This window comes from Oceaniradius stylonematis (assembly GCF_965223445.1).
GTDB lineage: Bacteria > Pseudomonadota > Alphaproteobacteria > Rhizobiales > Rhizobiaceae > Roseitalea > Roseitalea stylonematis.
In genome coordinates this window covers 3444174-3469665 of the sequence record NZ_OZ244994.1, presented here as the reverse complement: position 1 = coordinate 3469665, position 25492 = coordinate 3444174, and the positions used below count along the sequence as shown (strand labels likewise).

24 protein-coding genes and 2 tRNA genes are annotated in these 25492 nt (G+C 64.9%); 6 read left to right on the top strand and 20 right to left on the bottom strand.

Going from position 1 to position 25492, the window contains the following annotated elements; translation table 11 throughout:
* Positions 1-62: 62 nt before the first annotated feature.
* The 15 genes from ACOQOU_RS17145 to ACOQOU_RS17075 form a co-directional block, all read right to left on the bottom strand.
* Complete coding sequence (locus ACOQOU_RS17145) at positions 63-821, bottom strand: PopZ family protein (RefSeq protein ID WP_306024813.1); 759 nt, start codon at positions 819-821, stop codon at positions 63-65.
* A gap of 121 nt (positions 822-942) precedes the next feature.
* Positions 943-2310 carry a TolC family outer membrane protein gene (locus ACOQOU_RS17140; protein WP_109766116.1) on the bottom strand — a complete coding sequence of 456 codons (1368 nt, stop codon included), beginning with the start codon at positions 2308-2310 and terminating at the stop codon, positions 943-945.
* Between the two features lie 166 nt (positions 2311-2476).
* Positions 2477-3148, bottom strand: coding sequence for a protein-L-isoaspartate O-methyltransferase family protein (locus tag ACOQOU_RS17135; RefSeq protein ID WP_109766115.1), 672 nt, complete (start codon positions 3146-3148; stop codon positions 2477-2479).
* A 93-nt stretch (positions 3149-3241) separates the two neighbouring features.
* Positions 3242-3315, bottom strand: a tRNA-Cys gene (locus tag ACOQOU_RS17130).
* A 92-nt stretch (positions 3316-3407) separates the two neighbouring features.
* Positions 3408-5030 (bottom strand): alpha/beta hydrolase, encoded by a 1623-nt coding sequence (locus ACOQOU_RS17125; protein ID WP_420578749.1) that lies wholly within the window; start codon positions 5028-5030, stop codon positions 3408-3410.
* Positions 5020-5727, bottom strand: a complete 708-nt coding sequence (locus ACOQOU_RS17120) for an ABC transporter ATP-binding protein (RefSeq protein ID WP_306024811.1) — start codon at positions 5725-5727, stop codon at positions 5020-5022. Before ACOQOU_RS17120 ends, ACOQOU_RS17125 begins: the two co-directional genes overlap by 11 nt.
* Complete coding sequence (locus ACOQOU_RS17115) at positions 5720-6490, bottom strand: ABC transporter ATP-binding protein (protein WP_109766112.1); 771 nt, start codon at positions 6488-6490, stop codon at positions 5720-5722. The genes ACOQOU_RS17120 and ACOQOU_RS17115 overlap by 8 nt, the downstream gene beginning before the upstream one ends.
* Positions 6487-7458, bottom strand: coding sequence for a branched-chain amino acid ABC transporter permease (locus tag ACOQOU_RS17110; protein WP_109766111.1), 972 nt, complete (start codon positions 7456-7458; stop codon positions 6487-6489). The genes ACOQOU_RS17115 and ACOQOU_RS17110 overlap by 4 nt, the downstream gene beginning before the upstream one ends.
* 2 nt (positions 7459-7460) lie before the next feature.
* Positions 7461-8342: a branched-chain amino acid ABC transporter permease gene (locus tag ACOQOU_RS17105; protein WP_196780370.1), complete on the bottom strand. Its 882-nt coding sequence runs from the start codon at positions 8340-8342 to the stop codon at positions 7461-7463.
* Between the two features lie 93 nt (positions 8343-8435).
* Positions 8436-9560 (bottom strand): ABC transporter substrate-binding protein, encoded by a 1125-nt coding sequence (locus ACOQOU_RS17100; protein WP_306024810.1) that lies wholly within the window; start codon positions 9558-9560, stop codon positions 8436-8438.
* A 27-nt stretch (positions 9561-9587) separates the two neighbouring features.
* Positions 9588-10475 (bottom strand): isocitrate lyase/PEP mutase family protein, encoded by an 888-nt coding sequence (locus tag ACOQOU_RS17095; RefSeq protein ID WP_306024809.1) that lies wholly within the window; start codon positions 10473-10475, stop codon positions 9588-9590.
* On the bottom strand, positions 10472-10990 hold the full coding sequence (locus ACOQOU_RS17090; RefSeq protein ID WP_109766108.1) for a 3-isopropylmalate dehydratase: 519 nt from the start codon (positions 10988-10990) through the stop codon (positions 10472-10474). The genes ACOQOU_RS17095 and ACOQOU_RS17090 overlap by 4 nt, the downstream gene beginning before the upstream one ends.
* Positions 10991-10997: 7 nt before the next feature.
* Positions 10998-12248 (bottom strand): 3-isopropylmalate dehydratase large subunit, encoded by a 1251-nt coding sequence (locus ACOQOU_RS17085; RefSeq protein WP_306024808.1) that lies wholly within the window; start codon positions 12246-12248, stop codon positions 10998-11000.
* 33 nt (positions 12249-12281) lie between these two features.
* Positions 12282-13889 carry an FAD-binding oxidoreductase gene (locus ACOQOU_RS17080; RefSeq protein WP_306024807.1) on the bottom strand — a complete coding sequence of 536 codons (1608 nt, stop codon included), beginning with the start codon at positions 13887-13889 and terminating at the stop codon, positions 12282-12284.
* Positions 13886-14803 (bottom strand): MBL fold metallo-hydrolase, encoded by a 918-nt coding sequence (locus tag ACOQOU_RS17075; protein WP_306024806.1) that lies wholly within the window; start codon positions 14801-14803, stop codon positions 13886-13888. Before ACOQOU_RS17075 ends, ACOQOU_RS17080 begins: the two co-directional genes overlap by 4 nt.
* A gap of 220 nt (positions 14804-15023) precedes the next feature.
* Between ACOQOU_RS17075 and ACOQOU_RS17070 the strand changes: the two genes are divergently transcribed.
* The gene (locus tag ACOQOU_RS17070) at positions 15024-15794 is read left to right on the top strand and encodes an IclR family transcriptional regulator (protein ID WP_109766104.1); all 771 of its coding nucleotides are present in this window, start codon (positions 15024-15026) and stop codon (positions 15792-15794) included.
* A gap of 33 nt (positions 15795-15827) precedes the next feature.
* Here the strand turns inward: ACOQOU_RS17070 and ACOQOU_RS17065 are convergent, their stop codons facing one another.
* Positions 15828-16487: a TetR/AcrR family transcriptional regulator gene (locus ACOQOU_RS17065; RefSeq protein ID WP_306024805.1), complete on the bottom strand. Its 660-nt coding sequence runs from the start codon at positions 16485-16487 to the stop codon at positions 15828-15830.
* Between the two features lie 10 nt (positions 16488-16497).
* Complete coding sequence (locus ACOQOU_RS17060; RefSeq protein ID WP_306024804.1) at positions 16498-18135, bottom strand: long-chain-fatty-acid--CoA ligase; 1638 nt, start codon at positions 18133-18135, stop codon at positions 16498-16500.
* A 130-nt stretch (positions 18136-18265) separates the two neighbouring features.
* On the opposite strand from ACOQOU_RS17060, the gene ACOQOU_RS17055 reads away from it, so the two are divergent.
* From ACOQOU_RS17055 to ACOQOU_RS17045, 3 genes are read left to right on the top strand one after another with little or no spacing between them, the layout of a single operon-like run.
* Positions 18266-19087 carry an SDR family oxidoreductase gene (locus ACOQOU_RS17055; protein WP_306024803.1) on the top strand — a complete coding sequence of 274 codons (822 nt, stop codon included), beginning with the start codon at positions 18266-18268 and terminating at the stop codon, positions 19085-19087.
* A gap of 16 nt (positions 19088-19103) precedes the next feature.
* The gene (locus tag ACOQOU_RS17050; RefSeq protein ID WP_306024802.1) at positions 19104-20327 is read left to right on the top strand and encodes an acyl-CoA dehydrogenase family protein; all 1224 of its coding nucleotides are present in this window, start codon (positions 19104-19106) and stop codon (positions 20325-20327) included.
* Entirely contained in the window at positions 20324-21364 is a 1041-nt protein-coding gene (locus ACOQOU_RS17045; RefSeq protein ID WP_306024801.1) for a phosphotransferase family protein, read from the top strand. Before ACOQOU_RS17050 ends, ACOQOU_RS17045 begins: the two co-directional genes overlap by 4 nt.
* Positions 21365-21491: 127 nt before the next feature.
* On the opposite strand, the gene ACOQOU_RS17040 is transcribed toward ACOQOU_RS17045, so the two are convergent.
* A complete protein-coding gene (locus tag ACOQOU_RS17040; RefSeq protein ID WP_306024800.1) occupies positions 21492-21836 on the bottom strand; it encodes a hypothetical protein in 345 nt (114 codons plus the stop codon).
* Positions 21837-22037: 201 nt separating this feature from the next.
* Between ACOQOU_RS17040 and ACOQOU_RS17035 the strand changes: the two genes are divergently transcribed.
* A tRNA-Asn gene (locus ACOQOU_RS17035) sits at positions 22038-22112 on the top strand.
* A 54-nt stretch (positions 22113-22166) separates the two neighbouring features.
* Here the strand turns inward: ACOQOU_RS17035 and ACOQOU_RS17030 are convergent.
* Both ACOQOU_RS17030 and ACOQOU_RS17025 read right to left on the bottom strand, forming a co-directional pair.
* Complete coding sequence (locus tag ACOQOU_RS17030; RefSeq protein ID WP_109766098.1) at positions 22167-23561, bottom strand: sensor histidine kinase; 1395 nt, start codon at positions 23559-23561, stop codon at positions 22167-22169.
* A complete protein-coding gene (locus tag ACOQOU_RS17025; RefSeq protein WP_109766097.1) occupies positions 23561-24244 on the bottom strand; it encodes a response regulator transcription factor in 684 nt (227 codons plus the stop codon). The genes ACOQOU_RS17030 and ACOQOU_RS17025 overlap by 1 nt, the downstream gene beginning before the upstream one ends.
* A 133-nt stretch (positions 24245-24377) precedes the next feature.
* Here ACOQOU_RS17025 and ACOQOU_RS17020 point away from each other — a divergent pair, with 133 nt between their 5' ends.
* Positions 24378-25403 (top strand): ABC transporter substrate-binding protein, encoded by a 1026-nt coding sequence (locus ACOQOU_RS17020; RefSeq protein ID WP_420578892.1) that lies wholly within the window; start codon positions 24378-24380, stop codon positions 25401-25403.
* Positions 25404-25492 lie beyond the last annotated feature (89 nt).

Here is a 25492-nt window from a genome sequence, read left to right as displayed (position 1 = left end):
CCCCGCCGCTGTAAACCGGATGCGCCCGGCCCTGTCAACAAAGCGCTCGGCGGGAGGCTGGCTCAGCCCTGGCGCGGGTCGCCACGCGCGATGCGTTCGATTTCGGCGCGCACCAGCCGCTCGACCATCGAGGGCAGATTGTCATCCAGCCATTCGGCCAGCATCGGACGCAACATCTGTTCGGTCATCGCTTCGAGATCGCGGCCAGCCTGGGCCTTGAGCGTCTCCGACAGCGCGCTGAAAGAGGTTTCCACCGATCGGCTGACCTCGCTGGAAATCAGCGGTTCGAGCGCCCTTGCGTCCGCCACGCTTTCGGTGCGCGCATCGACGACACCCGCCGCCGGCGGTTCGTCCGGTTGCACCTCGACCATGACCGGAGCCGCCGCCGGCCCGGGCTGGCCGGCCGAGCGCAATTCACCGGCTGTGGCCGACAGCACGCTTGCCACCTCGGCGAAGGCGCGGCTGTCATCTTCTGAGAAGCGCGCCTCATATTTGCCGTTGGCTCTGGCCGGGGTAACGTTGACGTCGCCGGCTGCCGTATCGACGACGCTCTCGCGGCCGTCGAACGTTCCGGGCGCACGGGCGTCCAGCGCCTCGGCAAAATCATCTAGATCCGAGCGGCTCATCGGCGGCCGTCCGGCACCCGTCTCCTCGTCCGGCACTTCGGCGGCGGCGTCCGGCACAGCTGCCGTCGAGGCCGCCGGGTCCGGTGCCGGCCGTTGAGCGGCATCCTGTGTGTCGCTGCGCTCGATGATCCGGCGGATCGACGAGAGAATGTCGTCCATCGAAGGCTGGTCGTTGGTGGGATTGGGTTGGCCCATGTCGTTCATCGTCCCGCTGCGCATTTGCGAATCACTGGGCCGACATTAGCCAACCGTCCCGGCAATGAGAATCCCGGGGCACGCGATTGCGCCGGCATTCACAGGAATGCGCAGCCGCCGATCAGCGGCCGTCGGGGGTGCGCAAGCCGTACCAGAGATCCTTGACGGCGTTGTAATGCTCTTCGGGATCGTGCTGGCGCACGTTCAGGCCGAGGCGGGACGCGGTCAGGCGGCCGACGGCGGACGCCAGCGCATAGGATGACACGACGAGGTTGCGCTGCGCCTGGATCTGCGCGACCTGCGCGTCGAGCACGGTCGCCTGGGCGTTCAGCACGTCGAGCGTCGTGCGCTGGCCGACATTGCGCTCTTCGATGACGCCGTTGAGCGCCAGTTGCGAGGCGCGCACCGATTCCTGGTTGGCGCTGAGCGAGGCGCGCGAGGCCTCGAGCTGGGTCCAGGCCGAGGCGACCGCGGCGCGGACCTGATCGCGCGCCACGTCGATGTCGATCCGGGCCTGTCCAAGCTGTTCCTTGCGCTGACGCACGGTCGCGCTCGCCTGCCCCCCCTGATAGATGGGTACGGTGAGCTGCGCGCCGATCGAGGCGGCGGTTCCGGAGGTGCTGCCCCGGCTCGTCGAAGTCGTGGCCTGCGAGAGAGACGCGCTCACACCGATCTGCGGCAGGAAGGCGCCTTCGGCGGCCTTGACGCTGAAGAGGCTGGAATCGACCAGCGCATCGCGCACCTTGATCGCCGGATGATGGGCAAAGGCGGTCGAATAGGCGCCATCGAGCGAGCCCGGCAGCAGGCGCGACAGCGGCTGGGCCGGCGACAGCGCGCCGGGATTGACCCCGGTCAGCTGACGATAAACCGCTTCGCTGGAGCCGACCGCTGCGCGCGCGGCGGTCAATTGCGCGCGGGCGCCGGCAAGACTCGCCTCGGCCTGGGCGACATCGGTGCGCGTGCCCTCGCCCACCTCGAAACGCGCGCGGGCTGCGCGAAGCTGCTCCTGCAGGAACTCCAGGTTGCGGGCCCTGAGAGACGCGATCTGGCGGTTCTGGACGACATCCATATAGGCCTGGGCGGTGTCGAACAGCACGTTCTGCTCTGTGTTGCGCAGGTTCTGCCGCTCGGCGCGCACGCCGGCTTCCGCCGCCTGGACATTGTTGCGGGTCTGGAAGCCGTCGAAGATCGCCTGATTGATCTCGATGCCGAAGCTGACCTGCGACTGGCCGCGACCGGTTGCCGGTCCGCCGCGCGAATCCGACGAATAGACGATGCCGGACGTGCCCGTGACGCGGGGACGCATGCCCGACTTGGCCAGCGGAACACCCTCATCGGTGGCCCTCAGGCCGGCACGCGCCGAATTGAGCTGCGCATTGTTCTCATACGCCTTGGCGAGCGCGCCATGGATGGTATCGGCCGCCCAACCGGACACGGGCACCGCCAAAACGGACAACGCCACCATACCCGTAATCCAAACTCGACGCATGAACGTCTCCTGTTCGCGCTCGGCCCACCCACGTCCGCTCTGGCGAACATAAATACTCGGCATCCAATTAGAAGTGTCGGCCGGGACCCGGCAAGTTAACAAAATATAACGTTCCGGCTTTTGGGGGCCCTGTTGCTGATCGGCAACGCCCGCGTCACCCAATCGCTCAGAAGGCGAATTCGGGCTCCTTGGCAAAGCCCGGCAAGGGCTTGGCCGAGACATTGAAAGCCCGTCGATGCGACAGGACGCCCTCATCGTCGCGAATGTGCAGCACCGCGAAGCCGGTCGGACCATGGCCTTCGACGACGACCAGACGGCCGCCCGGCTTGAGCTGGTCGAGCAGCGCGGAAGGAACGAAATCGACCGCGCCGGCCATGAAGATCACATCGTAGGGTCCCTCGCCGACAAGCCCTTCATTGAGCGGGCCGGGTACGACGGCAACGCTGTCAAAACCGTTGTCGCCGAGCGTTTCGGTGGCCCGGGCGGCGAGTGCCTCGTCGCTTTCAAGCGCAATCACCGCGCCGCTGAGGCGCGACAGGATCGCCGATGAATAGCCAAGGCCGCAGCCGACATCGAGGACCAGGTCCGACGGCCGCGGATCGGCAAGCTGGACGAGCCGGGCGAACGGCGCCGGGTCCATCATGTAGCGCGGCACGTCGGCGCCCTCATTGAGCTCGATATCGTCGTCGATATAGGCGAACGGGCGCTGACGGGCCGGCACGAAGGCCTCGCGCGGCACGGTCAGCATCGCCTCGATGATCGCAATGTCGGTCACATCGCTCGGCCGGACCTGGCTGTCGACCATCGCGCGTCGCAGTTCGGTGAAATCCTGGCCCATCTCAATCGTCCCGTTTCAGGCATTGCGCGCGTGAACGCCAACCGCCTGCCGGATCACCGGCCCAGGGGCACGGTTCGCCGCGCACGGAAGGGATGGAGGCCTCGCCCGGAATCGAACCGGGGTACAAGGATTTGCAGTCCTCTGCGTAACCACTCCGCCACGAGGCCGGCCAACGCGCCTATCGCGTTGCTGCGATATGGGTTTTCGGTGCGCGGGTCAACCGGCATTCAGAACAGTCTGCCTGTCCCTCAACGCGCGGTCAGGAAGCGCCGGGCTCCATGTCATCGGCTGCTCCTTCCCGAAGGAACCGATCGTAGACGGCGAGCGTCTGTCGCGCCTCGTCTGGATCCGGATCGGGCCACCAGACCGTCGTCGGCGTCTCGGCGTAGCTCACCAGACCAACCGGCGCGACCGGCCGCGCTTCGGTCAATCCATTCTTGAGCTGGTCGTTCGGCCCGGCGCAGACAAGAGCCGGGCGGGAGAGTTGGGGCAGTCTGGCACGGGTATCGTAACTGAACGCAGTCCGGTACGCCCGGTCGTAAGTCGGACCGCTTTCGACAATGCCGAGCGCGTAAAGATGCAAGTCGCCGGCGGCCGGAACACCAAGCTTCCTGGCGGCGGAACGCTCGACATTGTACCAGGGCCAATACATGAACATGTCGCGGCGCCAGTTCCAGATGGCCAGCAGGTGCTGCCCCCATTTGTCCGGCGTGAAATCGAGAAAATAGTTCGTCAACAGGTCGGTCTGGAAATCGGGCGCGATGAAGACCGGCCCTTCCATCACGATGCGCCCGACCCTTTCGGGCGCGATCACCGCCATTTCGAGTGCCACCAGCGATCCGGTATGCGAGCCCCAGACGTCCGCCTGGTCGATCCCCATCGCATCGAGAAGGGACAGCATGTCTTGCGCAAGCGTGGCCGTGCTCACCTCGCCGGCGGGCGGCGCTGAAAGCCCGTTGCCGGGATAGTCGACGGCAAAAACCCGCCGGCCTTCCGCAAGCCCGGCGATGACAGGCGCGAACTGTGCCGATGAACCGCCTCCGGTGGGGATGACCAGGAGCGGGTCGCCTTCGGCTCCGGCCCGGCGCAGGTGAATGCGGCCGCGCGCCGTCTCGACATAGTCATACCAGATGGACGGTGCCGGCAACGCCTCGGCCGGCGGCGGGAGCGCCACGCCGGCTGGCAGCTGCAGTGCTTCCAACGCTCCGGCAAGGCCGGCCGCGTCGCGAACATCGGCAAGGTTGTCCGCCTCCTCGACCGCATCGGCACACATGGCCCACGCCGCCGCATAACCTTCTGGACGCTGGGCTGCGCCGATGAACGCGTCGGACAGTTCCTCGACGGCGGGAACCGGTCCGCCGTCGGCGGCAGGCAATGACGGATTGTCCGGCACGAGCAAATGCCGGTCCCGGATGAAGGACCAAAGCGCGATCAGATGCGTGCCGTCACCGCGCAGCGACAGGTCCGGCGGCATCACGGCCGACCGCTTCCAGCCGCTGGCCGACCAACGGTCGATGGCGAAGCCGGCGCGCGCATCGAACTGTCCCAGGCTCAGCAGCCGGGCACAGACCGGTGCGGCAAGATCATGGCCGGCGATGACGCAGGGTTCGTCGCCGAGCCAGGCCAACGCCTCCGCCACGCTTTCGGCCATGTCCTCGACGGTTCGCGGCGCAACGCCGGACGAATAGCCGGTGCCGGGCATCTCGACGGCAATCACGCGCCAGCCCGGAATGCAGTGAGCAAGGGTTTTGGCGACCGATTGCGCCGACCGGACCAAGCCGGGCAATACGACAAGATTGGGCCCCTCGCCGTTGAGCCAAAGCCTTATCTGGCCGCGCGATGTCGTCACGTAATGCGGCCGGAGACCGGGCTCACGCGCCAAGGTAGGCCTCCTTGACGCGCGGGTTCTCGAGCAGGCTGTCCGCCGCGTCCTCGATCACGATCCGGCCGGTTTCGAGAACATATCCGCGGTCGGCAAGGCGGAGCGCCAGGTCCACGCGCTGTTCGACCAACAAAATGGTGATGCCGTTCTGGTTGAGTGCCCGGATCGCATCGGCCAATTGATCGACCATGATCGGCGCGAGACCGAGCGAGGGCTCGTCGAGCATCAGGCAGCGCGGATTGGCCATGATGCCGCGCGCGATCGCAAGCATCTGCTGCTGGCCGCCCGACAGCGTACCCGCCTTCTGCTCGCAGCGTTCCCGAAGGATCGGAAAAAGCTCGTAGACCCAGGCAAGACGCTCGGCCTCGGTGCGGCCGCCGCTGTGGGCACGGATGCCGCCCAGCTCGATATGCTCGGCCACGCTCATGTCCTTGAACAGCAGTCGCCCTTCGGGAATCTGAACAACACCTGTCGAGATGATGTCGTGCGGCTCCATGCGTTCGATGGGCTTGCCATCGAACATGATCGTGCCCGACGTCGGCCGGACAAGCCCGGATATGGTTTTCAGGACGGTCGTCTTGCCGGCACCGTTCGAGCCAACCAGCGTGACCACTTTGCCATCGGGAACCGTAATGCAGAGATCGTGGATGACCGCCCTGCGGCCATAGCTCACATTGATGTCGCGCAGTTCAAGCACTGACCGCCTCCCGTCCCAGATAGACGCGGATCACGTCCGGATTGTCGACCACCGCGGCGGGCGTGCCTTCGGCAATCTTCTCACCATGATCGAGCACGACCACACGGTCGCAGACGCCCATGACGACGCGCATGTGATGCTCAACGAGCAGGACAGACGTTCCATTGTCGCGGATCTTGCGGATCATGTTCACCAGCCGCTGTCCCTCCTCGGGGTTCATGCCGGCGGCCGGCTCGTCCAGCAGAAGAAGGGCCGGTTTGGCGGCCAGGGCGATGGCGATTTCCAGCCGGCGTTGATCGCCATAGGACAGCGATTCGGCGTTGTCGTCCGCGTGGCCGGCCAGATCGCAGAAGTGCAACGCCGCCATCGCGTCCCGGTCGACATCGGCTTCCTCGGCGCGATAGGTGGCGGTCCTGAAGATCGACGCCATCCAGCCGGTCTTCTTGGTGCGATAGGTCGCGGCCCGGACATTGTCATGGGCCGACAGCGCCGGAAAAAGGCTGGTGATCTGGAACGTTCGTGCGACGCCCAGCCTGGCAATCCGGTCGGCGCGCATTCCGGTGATGTTCTGCCCCTTGAGGTGGACGGTTCCGGATGTGGGCTGCATCGAGCCGGCCAGCATGTTGAACAGGGTCGTCTTGCCGGCCCCATTGGGACCGATTATGCCCAGGATTTCGCCCGGCTGGACCTCGAAATCGACATCGGAAACGGCGGTCAAGCCACCGAACTTCTTGGTCAGCGTGTTGACAGAAAGGATCGTCATTCGCCCGCCTCCACCTGTGCCTGGCGTGCTGTCCGCACGGTGGACCTGTCCGCAAAGCGGCGCCACAGACTGACAAGCCCGCCGGGAAGGAAGATCACCGAAACCGTCAGCAGCGCTGCGAAAATGACCATCCGCAATGCACCCGTCGCGCGCAGGAGTTCCAGCAGCCCCACATAGATGAGTGCGCCGAGGATGGGCCCGGCGATGGTGCCGCGCCCGCCAACGATCACCATGATCAGGATCGCGACCATGTAGTTCAGACTCATCACTTCCGGCGTGATGACCGTCAGGTAGTGGGCGAAGATCGCGCCGGCAACGCCGGCAACGGCGGTGGCGACGACAAATGCCAGCAGCTTGGTGCGGAAGACATCGACGCCCAGCGAAGCGGCAAGCTGGGCATTCTCGCGTACGGCGATGAAGGCCCTGCCTGTGCGGCTCAGCATGAGCGCATGGCATGCGTAGGCAAAGGCCACCACGAGCAGCAGCGAAAGATAGTAATAGTCGAGCGCCGAGGACAGCTCGAAACCCGCGCCGACGCCCAGCGGCGCGATGTTGGAGATCCCCATCGGGCCGCGCGTCAGGTCGACCCAGTAGTTGGTCGTCGTGAAGATGATCGAGCCGAACCCGAGCGTGAGAATGACGAATTGCGGGCCCTCGATGCGCAACGCGACATAGCCGATGACGAAGCCGAACGCGCCGGCGACGATGCCGGCCATCAGCAGGCCCGGAAAGCCGGGGAAACCGAAGTTCATCCCCAGAATGGCGGCCGTATAGGCGCCGATTCCGAAGAAGGCGGCATGGCCGAAGCTCAGTTCGCCGATATAGCCGACGATGATGTTGAGGCTGAGCGCCAGCAGCGAATACAGCATCCACAGAACCAGCAGATGGTGGAAATAGGTGTTGGACGTGGCCAGCGGCAGAACGAGCGCCGCCGCCACGGCGAGGATGGGAAGAAAACGCGCCATCATGGTCAGGCCCTCCGCGCGGCGCCGAACAGGCCGTTGGGCCGCCAGAGCAGCACAACGATGATGATGGAAAAGCCGATCGCCTGCGCGAAGCCCATCGAGATGTAACCGCCGGCCAGCGCCTCGACGACGCCGAGGATCAGCCCGCCGATCAGGGCGCCTGGTATGCTGCCAAGACCGCCCAGGACGACGACGATGAACCCTTTGAGAACGGCCCAGGTGCCAACCGTGGGAAAGATCATCGCCGTGGGTCCAACGAGTGCTCCGGCAAGGGCGGCCAGTCCGCAGGCGACCATGAAGGTGACGGTGTAGACACGCCGGATGTCGACGCCGGTCAGCGCCGCGCCTTCCGGATTTTGCGCCGTGGCGCGCATCATCTTGCCCATGCGGGTTTTCTGGATGAACAGGTAGAGCAGCACCAGAACGAGCGCGCCGACGGCGAAGATGAGCATGCGTTGCTGGGTGACAATCACCGGCCCCAGGGGAACGATGCCGTCCGCGAACGGGCTTGCGACATATTTCGGATCGGCGCCGAAGATCAGTTCGCCGCCATTGGTCAGCAGAAGCGCAAGGCCAAGGCTCGAGAGCAGGACAGTGAATTCATGCTCCTTGCGCAACGGCCAGAAGAAGAAGCGGTTCGCCAGTATGCCGAGCACCGCCACACCCAGCGTGGCGACGATGCCGGCCGATATGTAGTCGAGACCCAAAAGCTTTGCGGCAAAGAAGGTGAAGAAGGCGCCGAGCATGTAGAACTCGCCATGCGCGAAATTGATGATGTGCAAAACGCCGAAGACCAGGGTCAGGCCGGTCGCGATGAGGACATATGTCATCCCGTTGACCAGCCCGTTCATGATCTGCTGCGTGAGAAGGACAAGCTCCATCTCCATGGGCGTTACCGATCTTCCTGTTGGTTATGGCCGTCTGCGGCAAATGGATGGATGCGGGCCCGCGGCGATGCCGCGGACCCGCCGGGAGGAACGTCAGTTCACCGAGGCGATCTTGCCGTCCTGAATCTGGATCAGGTAGATGTTCTGCTCTGCCTGGCCGATATCATCGAATGTGACGTTGCCCAAAAGCGTGTCCCATTCGTTGCTGCGGATCGTCTCGGCCAGTTCGCCATAGTCGCGGACCGTCCCGGCCGCATCGATCGCTTCGGCGAGCACTTCGATCGATTGGGCGCCGATCGAGCCGATGAAGGAGGGTTCGTTGTCGAACATCTCGTCATACTTGGCGACCCATGCGAGAAGCTCGGGATCCTGGCTGTCGGGGGCAAACAGCGAAACCGAGTACACGCCCTCCAGTGCCGGGCCCGAAAGCTCGACCAGCTTGGGGTTCATGTTGCCGGCGGACGCAATGGTCGTGCCGCGATAGCCGACCTGGCGGATCTGCCGGTAGATGGTCGCGCCCTGCGCCGTATTGATCGCCGATACGTAGATCGCATCGGGATTGGCGGCACGCAACTTGGTCAGCGCGGTGGTGAAATCGGCGTCGTCCTTGTTGTAGTACTCATTGCCGAGCACCTCGATGCCGCATTCGCTGAGCAGCTTTTCATAGTTCTCGACTTCAAGACGGCCATAGTCGTCATTGATGGTGATGAAGGCGATGCTCTCCAGGTCCATCCGGTCGCAGATGAATTGCGAATAGGCGCCGGACATCATGGTCGATGTCGCATTGAGACGAAACAGCCAGTCATGACCTTCGCGCGTCGTGTCGGGATGCTGGGATGTGGTCATGATGGTCAGAATACGATCCCGCGTGACCTCCTTCATCGTCAGGGCCACCGACGAGAACCATCCCCCGACGATGACATCGACATCGTCCTGTTCGATGGCGCGCTTGGCCGCGCTGACGCCTTCTTCGGGGCTTCCCTTGTCATCATAGGTGACAAGTTCGAGCATCCGTCCATCCAGCACACCGCCATTTTCGTTGACGATGGCGACCATGGCTTCCATGCCCTCGACGGCGAGTTGGCCGTCGAACGCGCCCGGCCCCGACAACGGCGCGATTGCGGCAATGCGGACTGGCTCCTCCTGGGCATGAACGGCCATCGTTCCGGCGGCGATGAATGCGGCCGTCGTGGCGGCAAGGATCGATTGGAGTCTCATGGGTTTCCTCCCTTGTAAATCAAGTGGTTATGGTCTGTCTTTGAGATACTTCATCTGCAGTTCCTCGATCTGCGGAAAGCCGATGAAATCGATGAAATCATTGTGCGCAACGACCGGGCGGGGCAGCGCGGCGGCGCTTCTGTCACGGGCAAGCACTTCGAGGTTCTCGCGCAACGCCTTGGCGGCGGTCATCAGCGGCACCAGCGGAAATGTGGCAAGTCCCGCAACCTCGGCGACCTCGTCTGGCGACAGGTCCTTTTCCAGCCAGCCAAGAAGCTGCAACGACAAGGGTACGCCGCAGCCTTCACGCATGGCCCGCAGCCCGTCGATCGAGCTGAAACATTTCGAGATTGGCTGAATGATGTCGGCGCCGGCTGCCACATAGGCCTTGCCGCGGGCGATCGCCTCGGCAGGGTCGACGACGTCGGTACGCGCGACGATCAGCGTATCGGGGTTGCGCCGCGCGGCTGCGGCGGCGGCGATCTTGGCCTCGGCCTCCTCGCTGGAAATCACCTCGACACCGCCCACGCAGATCGGACAGCGCTTGGGCGCGAGCTGATCCTCCAGAATGACCGCGCTTGCGCCGGCGGCCTCAAACTCGCGAACGGTGCGCATGACGTTGATGGCGTTGCCGTAGCCGGTGTCGATATCGGCAACAAGCGGCACATTGATCGCGCCGGCGACATTGCGCACGACGGTCAGGTTCTCCGTCATCGTGTAGAGTTCGGCATCCGGTTCGCCGAGGAAAGAAGCCGAAATACCGAAGCCCGATGTCATCACGGCATCGAAGCCGGCTTCCTCGATGAGGCGCGCTGACATGGCGTCGTATGCGCCGGCCGCCCAAACCGTCTTTTGCGATCTGACCCGGTCGGCCCAATCCGTTGGTGCCGCGCCTGGCGTATTGATGACGTTCATGACGCGTTTTCCTCCGCCTCTCGCTTGAGGTATCCAAGCAGTCCGCCGGCCTCGAGCATGGCGACGTCGGCGTGCGCAAGCGGCTCGAACCCGGTTTCGGTGCCCTGGGTGATGTTGCGAATGCGCACGGCGCGCCAGTCGACTTCAATCTCGTCCCAGCGGTCGACGAATGAGCGGATGCCGGGGCAACCGACCTGGGGAAATCCCATCGATATCTCGCCACGCCAGTAGCCGGGCGAAAACGATTCCGCGATCACGCCGGCGATCCCCAGATGCCGCAGCGCCTTCATCGGCGGATAGTGCGGATGGCCGTAACCGAAATTGTGACCGCCGACGATCAGATCGCCTGGCCGGACCCGGGCGGCGAAGTCCGGGTCGTAGGACGTCATGGCGAGCGCGGCGAGTTCGTCCAGATCCTGGATCTTGATGTTCTTGACGCCGACGATCTGATCGACATCGAAATCGTCCTCGTCGAAGACGAAGGCAACGCGGCCATGCAGGTTCCTCAACGCCATGGTCGCCTCACATGTACTTGCGCGGGTCGGCAATGCGCCCCTCGATCGCCGAGGCGGCGACGGTGGCGGCGTTGCACAGATAGATTTCGGAATCGGGGCTGCCCATGCGGCCCTTGACGTTCAGCGTCCCCGTCGAGACGGCGCGCTGCCCTTCGGTCATGGTGGCGATCCTGCCGTAGCAGAAGTCGCAGCTTGACGTTGAGACGTAGGCGCCGGCTTCGGCGAGCGTCGAGATGTAACCGCGGCGTCCGGCTTCGGCCATGATCTCGTGGCTGGTGGGAATGACGTGCAGCATGAACCCCTGGCGAACCTGACGGCCCTTGAGGATCTTCGCCGCGACCTCGATGTCTTCGAGGCGACCGGATGCACACGAGCCCAGATAGCCGGACTGGACGTCCAGCCCGACAAATTCCGACAGGTTGCGCGTGTTGGCCGGCGTCGGCGGCACAACGATAATCGGCTCCAGATCACCGAGTTCGATCTCGTGGACAGCGGAGTAATGCGCATCGGGATCGCTGCGAACGGGCTCAAGCTGCTTCTTGGCGCGTTCCAGCGCGTAGTCGAGCCGCTCGCCCTCGGGGTTGACGATCGCGGTCAGCGCGCCGGTGAACATGGCCAGACAGGTGATCGACTGAATGCCTTCGGTTGTCAGCCCGTCGAGCCCGTCGCCGCCGAGTTCGAGCACCTGAAACCGGCATGAGGAGGGTCCCAGGACGCGCACGATGTGGTGGAACACATCGCGCGCCATGACGCCGGGCCTCAGCGTGCCATGCAGGTTGACGCGCACCGTCTCGGGAACCTTGATCGACACCTTTTCACGCACGAAGGCCTCAAGGACATTGCGCCGCATGCCGATCGCCAGCGTGCCGAACGTTCCGAGCTGGCTGATATGGCCGTCAAAATGGACGACGAAGGCGCCGGGGGTCGCATAGCCGACCTCGGCGGCGACCTGGTGGCCGATACCCTTTCGTTCATAGAGCGCGACGCCATTGTCGGCGCACCATTGGCGCGTGCCCTTGTGCAGTTCTTCTTCCTTGGGCGTCGCGACCGGGACCATGTGGTCGATGAAGATCCCGTAGCGCTCCGGCTCGGCGACCTTGTCGATGCCGAACTCTTCCTTCATCTGCTGGAAATAGACGTCGGTGTAGCCGGGGAAGTCATAGGCCAGCACGAAGTCGGGCTTGGCCATGATCTCGTCGCCCGCGCGCACGCTCTCCAGACCCGCGGCGCGTGCCAGTATCTTTTCAGTGATCGTCAAGCCCACTTCCGCTCTCCCAACGCAGCCGGTTGTTCAGTTTGATTGCGACGGATCGGCCAGGCCCAGCGAGCCCGGGTTCATGATGCCGTTCGGGTCGACCGACCGCTTGATCGCCGACAGCAAATCCCATGTCGGCGGGTTCAGCACCGAGCGGAACGGATAATCGCGGGCGACCTGCCAGTTCACACCGCCCAGGCTGATGTAGAGCTGCTGGGTGGCGTCCCGCAGTTCGGCAACGGCCTGGCGCGCGGCCGGATTTGCCGGACGATCCAGCCAGGGCCTGGTGATGTCCTCGCCGACGCTCTGGACGTGCAACGGGGTGATCTCGTCATGCCAGTAGAAGGCAGGCTCGATGAAAAACTCGTTGCCCACGGTCAGGCTCATCACCGAATAGACGATGCCGTGCTCGTCCATGAACGGCTTCCTTTCGGCGAAGAAGGCGTCGTTGGCCTCAACGACTTTCCGCCAGTCACCCATCGGGAAGACCGCGTGGATCGGCACCCAGCGCTCGCCGTTCAAGCCGAGCATGCCGCGCACCGGACCGAACGGCTTGGACCGCATGACGCGCGGCACGGACGGGTCGAGCTCGGTGCCGGCGTCGGCGCATATTTCGCGCGCGCGCGCCATGGAGACTGCGAGTTCGTCGTCGTTGCGTGCCTCGAGCACCAGATGCAGCGTGAATTCATGCTTCTTGAGAAACGACGTGCCTCCGGCGGCCACCGCCGCGGCATCCTTGATGCCGCCCATCAGCGTCTTGCCGGTCTTGGCGACGTTGCCGAGCACCTTCAAGCCGTCCGAGATGCGGTTGACGCTGGCCGAATGGGACGCCTTGGTCCTGTCGATGCCAAACCCCTCCGAAACCAGCCGCTCGCGGGCCATGGCCACCTGTGCGCCGGCCATGTCCGCCATCGACCGGAAGCCGAACGACAGAAAACCGACCGCTTGCGGCTTCGGCCAAAGACGCAGGGTCGCCGCGGTCTTGAAACCCAGCGCGCCGGTATCGCCCAGGAAAAGGCCGGTCAGGTCCGGGCCGCCCTCACGGGTGAACGGCTTGGTGTCCCGGCGGCCGCCCGAGCCGGTGGTCACCAACGTGCCGTCGGGCAAGACGACCGACAGGCCGATCACCGATTCGGCGACGGTGGCGTTGAGCGTGGAGCCGAAAAAGGCGCTGTTCTGTGACAGGGCGCCGCCGACCGTCGCGTTGATGCCGGACAACGGTCCCCAATAGCCGGTACGCAGACCGGTTCCCTCCAAGGCCTTGTCGAGGCCGGCCCAGGTGCATCCGGCCTCCACCGTGACGTAGAGGTCATCGGTGTTGACCTCAATGACGCTGTCGAGATCGCAGGCATCGATGACGATGGCGTCTTCGACGGCAGGCAGGTAACCCTTGTTGTAGGACATGCCGCCACCGCGGGGCACGACGGCGATGCCATTGTCGGCCGCGATGCGGACAGCGGCCGCTGCATCGCCGGCCGATGACGGAAACACGATGGCCAGCGGCCGAATGCCGGGCTGCCAGAAGACGTCATTGGCATAGAAGTCCCTCGTCTGGTCATCGGCCCTGACCTTGCCGCCCAGAGCGTCCTGCAGCGCCGCGACGCCCGGATGGCGCCCGCCGGCGATATCGACATGTTCGTTCATTGGATTGGGCCCTTCTTGTCGGACGGCGAAACCGGCTCGAAACGGAAGCCGCCATCGCCTCGATGGGCGATGCGGCCGGCATGCGGCCGGTCGAAATGAGCGGGAAAGATCAGAGCGTCTTCGGACGCCAGAACCTCGAGGAGGCGGGCACGCGTGAGCGGCGCCTGATCGTTGTCCTCGCACAGAAAACAGTTCAGATCCGGCTCGAACACCTGCATGGCGCGATGCATGACGTCGCCTGTGAACCAGCCGGATTGGCCGCCGGAATGCACCCGCAGGACAAGCTGGCCGCTGGTATGGCCGGGAGCGGCGTGAAACGTGAATCCGGGCAGCAGTTCGTCGCCATCGCCGACCCAGCGGACAAGGCCGGCGTCGACGACCGGCTCGATGCTGTCCTCGATGACGGGAACGCCCTCGGGCTGAGCGGTCGCGGTGACGCCGCCCGGCTGCCAATTGCGGTATTCGGCGGCTCCGAAAACGTAGGTTGCGTTGGGAAACGTCGGAACCCAGCGCCCGTCTTCGAACCGGGTGTTCCAGCCCGAGTGATCGACATGCATGTGCGTGTTGATCACGCAGGTGACGTCCTCGGGCTTCACGCCGGCATCGGCAAGCCGGCCGATGAAATCGGTGTCGAGCATATGAAAACGGGCAAACTTCGGATCGGTGCGGCTCTTGGCGTTGCCGCTGGCCGTGTCGACCAGAATGATCTCGCCGTGCGCCCGAACCAGCCAGGCATGGATGGACGCGAACGTGTTGCCGGTCTCGGGGTCGATCCGGTCGATCTGCCGCAATTCGGGGTGACGGTCGAAGATCGCCGGGGTGTAGTCGGGAAACTGCATCTGCGGCGGGAAGCCGGGCGAGGAAAACTCCTCGATCCGCTCAACCGTCACGTCTGCGATGCTCCAGCCAGCCACAAATCCCCTCCCAAGGCGGTTGTCACGACAGGCCTGAGCAAAACAGCTTCATCAAATCGTGTCAACAGCCAAAATCTATTTCATTCTATGAAACGCTATGCGAGGATGACGATGACAGCGACCTTGCCGTAAGGTCTCCGGTCAACAGAGGCGCCGTAACGCGCAAGAATAGGAATGGGGTTGAAGGGTGACACAAAGAAAAGCGGCCGATCCCTCGGCCATGAACGTACGGGCCGTTGTCCGTGCAGCCAGCATTTTGCAGTCGTTCACGGACAAGCCTTTGCAATCGCTGGCGGAGATCGCCGCGGCAACGGGGCTGGACAAAGGCACCACACGACGCATCCTGGTTACGCTGATCGGGTGCGGGTTCGTGGTTCAGGACCCCGTGACCCAGCGTTACGGGCTCGGAAGGGTCATTCGCGTTCTGGCATCGAACGTCGTCGACCATTTTGACCTGCGGTCGGTTGCCGTGCCTGTCCTGACCGAGCTGGCGCACGAACTGCACATGACGATGTTCCTGTCGGTTTTTCATGACCGCTCGGCGCTGTGTCTGGACCGAATCCATGACATGACGGGGATGGAAGTGCGCTGGTGGGCCGTCGGCGGAACCCTGCCCTTCAACAGCGGCGGCGCGCCGAAGCTGTTGCTGGCCTATCAGACGCCGGAGACCATCGACGCCATACTCGCCGAACAGCCGCTGCCGCCGGTCAATGACAGCGTGATCGTCGAGAAGGCCGGTTTCCGGGCCCGGCTCGCCGAGATCCGAAAGCGCGGGTGGGAGTTCGCTGTCGATGACGTGGCCGAAGGTCTTGCGGCACTGGCCGTGCCGGTGCTTGCCGAGGACGGTTCGATCATCTGTGCCCTGTCGATGGCCGGACTGACACCGCAGATGGTCATCGGAGACCGGCCGGCTCACCTCGACATGATGCTCGATGCCGCAAAACGCGTGCGTGCGGCGCTCGGCGTTCGCGAGCGGCCGGCCAGCGAGTAACGCTCGCCGGAACGGGCGGCCCCGCTGCCACCCTTACCGGCGGACGACGCCGTTGAGGACTGTTCGCGTCAGGCTGCGGGCGATCGCCTCACGCTCGGCACCGGATTCACCCGTCCTCGGACGGTACCAGTCCGTCAGCCCGTTGAGTGCGCCCAATATCGCCCGCCCGGCGATCGGAACGTCGTCGACCTCAAGCGTCGCATCGGCAACACCGTCTTCAAGCACCCGTCGGAAAAGACGCTCATACTCATCCCTTATGCCGATGAGTTCGGTCAGCGTCTCGCGCTCGGCCGCGGTGGTCGAGCCGTGCAGATACATTTCCACACCGGAACGAATGCCGCGCTGGAACGGCAAATGCTCCATCATCACCATGGCGTGGGCATCAGCCATCCCCTCAAGCCTCTGAGCGGCGGGCGAATCGCTGGCGAACACAGGTTCCACCGCCTCGAAGCAAAGCTCCATCGCGCGCCGGTAGACGGCAAAGAAGATTGCGTTCTTGGATCTGAAATGATGGTAGACGCGGCCCTTGGTCGAGCCGACCTCGTCGGCGATGTCGTCGATCGTCGCCTTGTCGAGCCCCTTGCGCATGAAGCATTCCGCCGCAGCCGAAATGATGACGGCCCGACTTTCGTCAACGTTCGACACACGGCGCCGTGGCCTTGCCACCTCCGCATCGGCTGACTGATGGTTCATTCTTATGCCCTCAGGTCTCCGGCTCGTCGGGGAAACGGTAGTCAGCCAAGATGGCCCGCAACTCAAGCTTGGAAATCTTGCCGGTGGCCGTCATCGGAAGCGCGTCCATGAACACCACATCGTCCGGCACCTGCCATTTCGCCATGCGTCGGCCAATGTGGGCCAGAACATCCTGCTTGCGGACATCCGCTCCCTGCTCGGCCACGACCACCAGCAGCGGCCGCTCATCCCATTTGGGATGCGGGATCGCAACAGCGGCCGCCTGGGCCACGCCCGCGCATCCGCAAGCGGTGTTCTCGAGGTCGATCGACGAGATCCACTCGCCGCCGGACTTGATCAGGTCCTTGGTGCGGTCGACGATCAGCAGATCGGTGTTGGGGCCGATCCTGGCCATGTCGCCGGTGCTGAACCAGCCATCGGCATCGAAGACCGCCTGGCTGGCCTCGGGCGCATTGAAATAGCCGGAAATGACCGTCGGCCCGCGCACGAACAGTTCTCCCGACCGCTCGCCATCGTGGGGCAACGGTTCTCCGGCCTCGTCGACGATCTTCATGTCCACGCCGAACAGGCGACGGCCCTGCGGCAGCTTCAAGGCCACGTTCTCATCCGCGGTCAGGCCGGGCTCGGGACGGGTCACGGTCCCGACCGGGCTCATCTCGGTCATGCCCCAGCCATGAAGCACTTCGATACCGAACTCCTCTTCGGCCGCGCGGATCATCGCTTCGCTGACGGCGGAGCCGCCGATCAAAAGGGTGGACAGCGCATCCGGCTTGCTGCCGCGCTTGCGCATCTCCGCGATCAATCCGTTCCAGACGGTCGGCACGCCCCACGCCGAGGTCACGCCCTCGCTTTGCATCAGATCGAAGATCGAGGCGCCGTCGAGATGCGGCCCCGGCATGACCAGGTCGGTTCCGGTCAACGGCGCCGAGAACGGCAACCCCCAGGCATTGACGTGAAACAGCGGGACGACCGGCAGAACGCGGTGCCCGCGGCCGAAACACTGCAGTGCGCCGAGCACCACCGAGAAACTGTGCAGAAGCGTCGACCGGTGGGAATAAAGCGCGCCCTTCGGATCGCCGGTGGTGCCCGACGTGTAGCACAAGCCCGACGCCGTGGTTTCGGGCAGATCGGGCCAGTCGAACAGGTCCGGTTTCCCCTTCAGCAGCGTCTCGTAGCACAGCGCGCCTTCGGGCGAGTTGTCCGGAACGTGCGCCTCGTCCGTCATCAGCACCAGTTTGATGGACGGCGGCAGCTTTGGCCTGAGACTTTCGACCAGCGGCGCGAAGGTCAGGTCGAAGAACAGGACCTTGTCGTCGGCGTGATTGACGATCCAGGCGATCTGTTCGGCCGAAAGACGCGGATTGATCGTGTGGCACACAGAGCCGATGCCGGCTATCGCGTAATAGAGCTCGAAGTGCCGGTAGCCGTTCCAGGCAAGCGTGGCGACGCGGTCGCCCCTGCCGACCTCCATCTCCAGCAGAGCTTTGGCCAAACGCGCCACCCGTTTTCGGGTCTGGCCGTAGGTCTGCCGGTGGCGGTCTCCTTCCACGGTCGACGATATGACACCCGTTTCAGGGTAAACGTCGGCCGCATAGTCGAGCACCTGCCGGATCGACAGGTCCCGTTGCATCATCATGCCTTCAAGCATCTGGTCTCCTCCCCGGCTTTGCGATTGTCGCAAACATGACCGAAAAATCGCGATTGACAAGATACTGCTCGGTATGTTGTTGGTAAAGGCATCATTTTTCAATGCCCCGGGCGGCAGGGAGGCAGTTGCGATGACCTTGCTGGAGGATCTCTTCGGCGCACATGGCAAGACCGTTCTGGTCACCGGCGGCTCCAGCGGCATCGGCCGGATGATCGCTTCGGCCTTCGTGGGCGCCGGCGCGCGCGTGATGATCGCCTCGCGCAACGGAGAGGCCTGCGTCGAAGCGGCCGCGGTGATCAACGCCGAGGGCGGCCCCGGTGAAGCCGAGGGGTTCGCAGGCGACGCCTCGACCGAAAGCGGCGTCACGGCGCTGGCTGCCCGCGTCGCCGACCGAACCGACCGGCTCGACATACTCGTCAACAATGCCGGCCGAAGCTGGGGCGAAAACTACGAGGCGTTCCCCTTCATGGCCTGGGACAAGGTGATGAGCCTGAATGTGGCCGGGCTGTTCAGCCTCACCCGTGACCTCACGCCATTGCTGGAGCGTGCCGCCAGCGCCGACAGCCCGGCGCGGGTCATCAATCTGGGGTCGGTGATGGGCGCGGCCACGATCGGCGGCCATGCCTATTCCTATGCCGCATCCAAAGCCGCCGTTCACCATCTGACCCGCATCCTCGCCAAGGAACTGGCGGCGCGCCACATCACGGTCAATGCGCTGGCGCCGGGACCCTTCGAAAGCCGGATGACGGCATTCGTAACCGGCGACGCCAAAACACGCCAGGCGGTTGCGGCGGGCGTGCCGGCCGGCCGGCTCGGACAGCCCGGCGACCTGGCCGGCGCCGTTCTATTCCTGGCCGGACGCGGCGGCGCCTATGTAACCGGCGCGATCCTGCCGCTCGATGGCGGGATCGGCGTGGAATCGGCCGATGATCTGTTTGCGGCCGGACGCTGAGCAGGGAGAAAAGACAATGGATCTGGGCTTATCCCCAGAGGCGGAAACCGTCCGCGACCGGGTGCGCGCCATGGTGCGCAACGACATCATGCCGCTTGACGACGAGTTCGAGCAGGAAGTGGGGCGCGATGGCGACCGTTTCAGCTTCACCGAGCGGCAGGCGAGCATTCGGGAGAGCCTGAAGGACAAGGCGCGCGATGCGGGCCTTTGGAACCTGTGGCGCTCCAAGGCACTGGGCGGGCACGGCCTGACGACCGTCGAATATGCCTATATGGCCGAGGAGATGGGCTGGTCGCGACTGGCGCCGGAAATCTTCAACTGCTCGGCCCCGGATACCGGAAACATGGATGTGCTGCACCGGTTCGGCAGCGAATCGCAGAAGGCCCGTTGGCTCGACCCGCTCATGGCAGGGACGATCCGCTCCGCCTATCTGATGACCGAACCGGACGTGGCGTCGTCCGATGCGACCAACATTTCGATGTCGTGCGTGCGCGACGGTGACGCCTATGTGCTGAACGGCGAAAAATGGTGGGCCTCGGGCGCCGGCGACCCCCGATGCGCCATCTATATCGTGATGGTTCTGACCGATCCCGATGGCGAGCGGCACAGGAGGCACAGCCAGATTCTCGTGCCGGCCGATACGCCCGGCGTCGAGATTTTGCGTCCGATGAACGTCTTCGGTCACGACGACGCGCCGCACGGCCACATGCATCTGCGCTTCACCGATGTCCGCGTGCCGGCAGAAAACCTCCTGCAGGCGGAAGGTGACGGCTTCCGCATTGCCCAGGGCCGACTGGGGCCGGGCCGGATCCATCATTGCATGCGTGCCATAGGCCAGGCCGAGCGGGCCTTGGAGATGATGTGCCGCAGGGCACTGTCCCGCACGGCCTTCGGCAGGCCATTGGCCGAACTGGGCGCCAATGGCGACATCATCGCCGAATGCCGGATGCAGATCGAGCAGGCCCGTCTTTTGTGCCTGAAAGCGGCGTGGATGATGGACAATGCCTCGGCGAAGGATGCCGCACCCTGGGTCAGCCAGATCAAGGTGATCGCGCCACGCGTCGCGACGGCGGTGCTCGATGAGGCCATGCAGATGCATGGCGGAATGGGCATCAGTCAGGACACGCCGCTGGCCTCGATGTGGATCACGGCCAGGACGCTGCGGTTCGCCGACGGACCGGACGCGGTTCACAGGCGGCAGATCGCCCGGACCGAACTCAAGCCGTACCGCCACCGATGAACACGCTCGATCTGGAAGCGCTCGAAGCCTATTTGTCGCCACGCATCATCGGTTTGTCCGGGTTGCGAAAGGCTACCAAGTTCTCCGGCGGGCAATCCAATCCGACATTTCTGATCGAAGCCGATTCGGGGCGTTATGTCCTGCGCCGCAAACCGCCGGGCAAGATCCTGCCGTCGGCGCACGCGGTGGATCGCGAGTACAGGGTCATTGCGGCGCTTGCGGAAACCGATGTGCCGGTGGCACCGGCGCTGCACCTTTGCGAGGACGACGCCGTGATCGGCTCGGCGTTCTATGTGATGGGGTTCGTCGATGGCGTCGTGCACTGGGATCCCGCCCTGCCCGATCTCGAACCGGGCCTGCGCCGCCCGGCGACCCTGGCCATGATCGAGACGCTGGCGCGGCTGCACAGTCTCGACCCGGCGGCGGTCGGCCTGGCCGATTATGGAAGGCCCGCCGGTTACGCCGGCCGGCAGATCGCGCGATGGACGAAGCAGTACCAGGCCAGCGCGGAAAAAACTGATCCGCACATGGAAGAACTGATCGGCTGGCTGCACGAGAACCAGCCGGCAGAGGACGGACGCGCCTCGATCGTTCATGGCGACTACCGCATCGACAATCTGATCTATGCGCCCGGTTCGGCCAATGTCCGCGCCGTTCTCGACTGGGAATTGTCGACAATCGGCCATCCGTTCGCCGACATCGCCTATGTGCTCCTGCACCACAAGCTGCCGCGCGACAGCGTGTTCAAGGGTCTTGCCGGACATGACCGGGACGCGCTCGGCCTGCCGCACGAAGCCGAGATCATCGAGCATTACTGCAATCGTCTTGGCGTCGCGTCGATCGACGCCCTGGATTTCTGGGTGAGCCTGTCGGCCTTCCGTCTGGCAACCATCCTTGAAGGCGTCGCGGCCCGCATCCGGGCAGGCAATGCGAGCGATCCGGAGCGCGGCCGGCGCCTCGTCAATGCAATTCCCGACCTGATCGCGCTTGGTCTTCGCGCCGCGCGCAGCCAGACCGATACAAGACAAGCCGATTGAGGCCGCCTGGCGCGGTCAAACCGGGCAGCCGATTTGCCACTGCTGCGGCCAGGACACCGGGCGGCGCGCACTTCCGTTCGACCAGCGCAGCCCGCGCCATGGACCCTTGCGCCGCGCATGTCCGCTTTCAGTTGCGCGGCGTGCCCGAACGCTTGCGCCCCTGCCGCACGGCAAACCGCCGCCGGATGCGTCGCAACGGGTGCAGTTCGTGCGACAGGATGAACAGGCCGAGCGGGATCATCCAGAAGCCGAGGATCGGCAGAAAGCCGAACACGCCCAGAACGCTCAGCGCGGTGCCGAGCGTCAGACGGGCGCCGCGCGAGCCGGGTTTGGGAAACTCGCGCCCGAACAGACGGTAGACCGGGCGCTCGTCCCGACCGTTCCTGCCGCCCGGATGGTTCAGCCCGTCGTCCTCACCGTTGCCGCCCGTGTCGGTTTCGTGCATCAACGCCAACCGGTTGTGTTCGTCCATCGGAGGGTCCCGTTCATCATCTGCCAGCCATGCAGGCACCCGAGAGGGCGGCGGATCGCCCGGCGTGCCTGACGTGAGCGCCCGCACCGCCCACTTCAAGGCGGCGGCAGCGAAAAAAGGAGGGGAGCGTCGGCGTCGACCGACATTTACCCCTTTTCAACACCACGGTCCGTTTGATATAGCCCGCCGACATTCGAGTTTTCCCCAGTAGCTCAGCGGTAGAGCGCTCGACTGTTAATCGATCGGTCGCAAGTTCGAATCTTGCCTGGGGAGCCAGACCCGAGGGGCCGGCGCAGCGCGCGCCGGCCCCTTTGTCGTTCGGGCCTGGCATCAGGCGGGCATTTGGGCCGCGCGCAACCGCACTTCGACCCGCGTGCCGCGTTCGCGCGCGCCGGAAGCCAGCCGCACGCTGCCCTCGAACAGCGCGGCGATCTCGTTGACGATGGCAAGGCCGAGACCGCCGACACCGCCCGGCCGCGGCGCGGTGGTGCTGTAACGCTCCATGACGGCGGTGCGCAGCTCGGCGGGAATGCCGCAGCCATCGTCCTCGACCGACAAGATTGCCGTATCGCCATCGGTGCGCACCGCAACGACGATGCTGGCGCCGGCTTTGGCATGGCGGATCGCATTGTCGATCAGATTGCTGATCATCTCGCGCAACAGTACCGGATCGCCGCGACAACCGACAGGCACACCGCCCTCGTATGCCAGATCGAAGCCGGCACGCGCGGCGGGCAGAACGAAGCTCCCGGCGGTCGCCCGTGCCACCGCGTCCAGATCGACCGAGTGACCCGCGGCGGCCTTCGACGTCGTCTCGTCCACCCGCGCCAGAAGCAGCAATTGCGCCAGCGTGCGCTCGGCGTCGGCGACGGCCTGATCGCAATCGGCGATGGCGTGACGGGCCTCGCCGAGCGTTTCGGCCTGCGCGGCAATGCCCAATTGGGTGCGGACGATGGCGAGAGGCGTGCGCAACTGGTGGCTGGCGTTGCCGGTGAAATGGCGCAATGCGCTCAGCGCCCCGTCAAGACGGGCCATGAAACCGTTGATCCGGTCGACCAGGCCGCCAACCTCCTGAGGCACATTGTGTTCGATCGGCCGCAAATCTTCGGGGCTGCGGCGACCGATCGCCTGTTCGAGCCGGCCGAGCGGGCGCAGCGAGCGCGTCACCGCGACCCAGACGATGATGGCGGCTGCGAAGATCAGGAGGAACTGGCGCAGCGCAGTGCGCAGCAAGATGCGCTGGGCCAGCGCCTGGCGGGCATTGGTCGTCTCGGCCACGGTGACCCTGAAGGCGACCGACCGCTCGCCGGTCGATGCCGTGCCGCGATAGGTCGCCACGCGGATCGGTTCGCCGCGAAATTCGCCGTCGGCGAAAGCGAACGGATCGCCGGCCTCGGCCCGCGCATCGGGCACCGCCAGACGCTGATAGCCGGTGACGAGCGTGCCGTCGGCATGGTCGATACGGTAGAAGACACGGTCCTGCGCCGACGAGGTCAGCATCTCCAGCGCCACATAGGGAATGTCGACGTCGAGCTGGTCGTCATCATTGATGACCACCCGTTCGGCAATCGCCAGCGCAGAGCCCGACAGCACCCGGTCAAACACTTGGTTGGCGGTCTCGCGCGCCGTGCGATAGGCGTCGAACAGCGCTACGACCCCGATGGTGCACAGGGGCACCAGAAGCATGATCAGCAGCCGCCGGCGCAGCGAATAGCGCGGTCCCATCAGCCGGCACCGCCCTGCTCTTGCGCCATCAGGAAGTAGCCCATGCCGCGTGCCGCGCGGATCGCGATGCCAAAGCCGCCAAGCCGCTTGCGCAGGCGGCTGATCGTCTGCTCGACCGCATTGTCGGATACGTCCAGATCGAAGGTGGACAGCGACTCGGCGATCTGTGCCTTGGGCACCACGTCGGACTTCGACATCAGCATGACGCGCAGTACGGCTAGTTCGCGCGGCGAAATCTCGATCGGCGCACCGGCATGCACCAGCGTGTTGGCCGTGACATCCAGCGTCAGGCCGGCAAATTCGATGGTCGGACGCGCGCGCCCCGCGCCCCGCCGGATCAGCGCTGCCGCCCGCGCCCGCAGCTCCTCGACAGCGAACGGCTTGGTCAGATAATCGTCGGCGCCCAGATCGAGCCCGCGCACCCGGTCGTTGAGGTCGCCGCGCGCGGTGACGATCAGCACCGGCACGTCGAGCCGACGGTCGCGCAGGTTTTTCAACACATCAAGGCCGTCCATGCCCGGAAGGCTGAGATCGAGCACCACCAGATCGAAAGGCGTGGAGGCGAGCGCCGCCTCGGCGTCGGTGCCGTCGGCGACACGGTCGACCTGAAAGCCGCCCGCACTCAGAACGGCGGCCATGCCGGCCGCCAGTTTGGCATTGTCCTCGACAAGGAGAATGCGCATGATCTGTCCTCCCGCGCTCCTTGGTACTGCGCGGGAGCCGGGCTGTGAAGGCCGGCGCGGCAGCGGCAAGGAGAGGCATTTGACGCGCAGGACATGGATCGCCGCGATCGGAGCTGTGGTCTCGCTGGCGTTCATGGTGCCGGCCGCCTTGGCGCAGACGCTGTTTGGTGCGCTGCAGCCGGCCGGCGCATCGACGCTGACGATCTATTCCTCGCTCGATCTGAGCGCGGCGGAACCGCTGATCGACGCCTTCCAGAGAGACAATCCCGGCGTCGCCATCAATTATCACGAACTCCAGACCGTCGATATCTATGAGCGCGTGCTCAATGAGAGCGATGGCGACGGCGCAACGGCGGATCTGGTGATCTCGTCGGCAATGGACCTGCAGATGAAGCTCGCCAATGACGGCTATGCGCGCCGTGTGCCGCTGGCGCACGGCAGTGTGTGGCCAAGCTGGGCCAACTGGCGCGATACGGCGATCGCACTGACCTACGAGCCGGCGGTGATGGTCTATCACAAGCCCAGTTTCGAGGCCGCCGACGTGCCGCGCACGCGCGCCGCGCTGATTTCGTTCCTCGATGCCGAACAGGATGCGTTCTACGGCCGGATCGCGACCTACGACATCGAGCGCGCCGGCGTCGGCTTCCTGTTCCTGGCGCGCGATGCCGAGCACAATCGCGACATCTGGGATCTGGTGCGCGCGATGGGCCGGTCCGGCGTCAAGCTCTATTCGAACTCCTCGTCGATCCTCGAACGCGTGTCGGACGGCCGGTTCGCCATCGGCTACAACATTCTGGGTTCCTATGCCTCGGCATGGGCGGCGCGCAATCCCGATCTCGGCATCGTGCTGCCAACCGACTACACGATCATCATGTCGCGCATCGCGCTGGTTCCCGTTTCCGCACAGGCGCCCGATCTGGCCGGGCGCTTCCTCGATTTCATGATGTCGCGGCAGGGCCAGGACATCATGGCGGCCGAAGCCAAGCTGCCGGCACTGCATCCGCAACTGACGGGCGCGAACACGGCGGACGGGCTGCGCGCCGAGGCGGGCGACAAGCTGCGCCCGATCGCGGTCAGCCCTGCCCTTCTGGTCTATCTCGACCAGGTGCGGCGAGCCCGCTTCATCGACCGCTGGAACGACACGCTCAGCCAGCGCTGACGCCACGTCACTATGCCGGCAACCTGTCAGCGTGTTGACAGCTTGGTGTGGTCAGCTTGCCGCAGCCGGTCACACCGGCGAAGCATTTT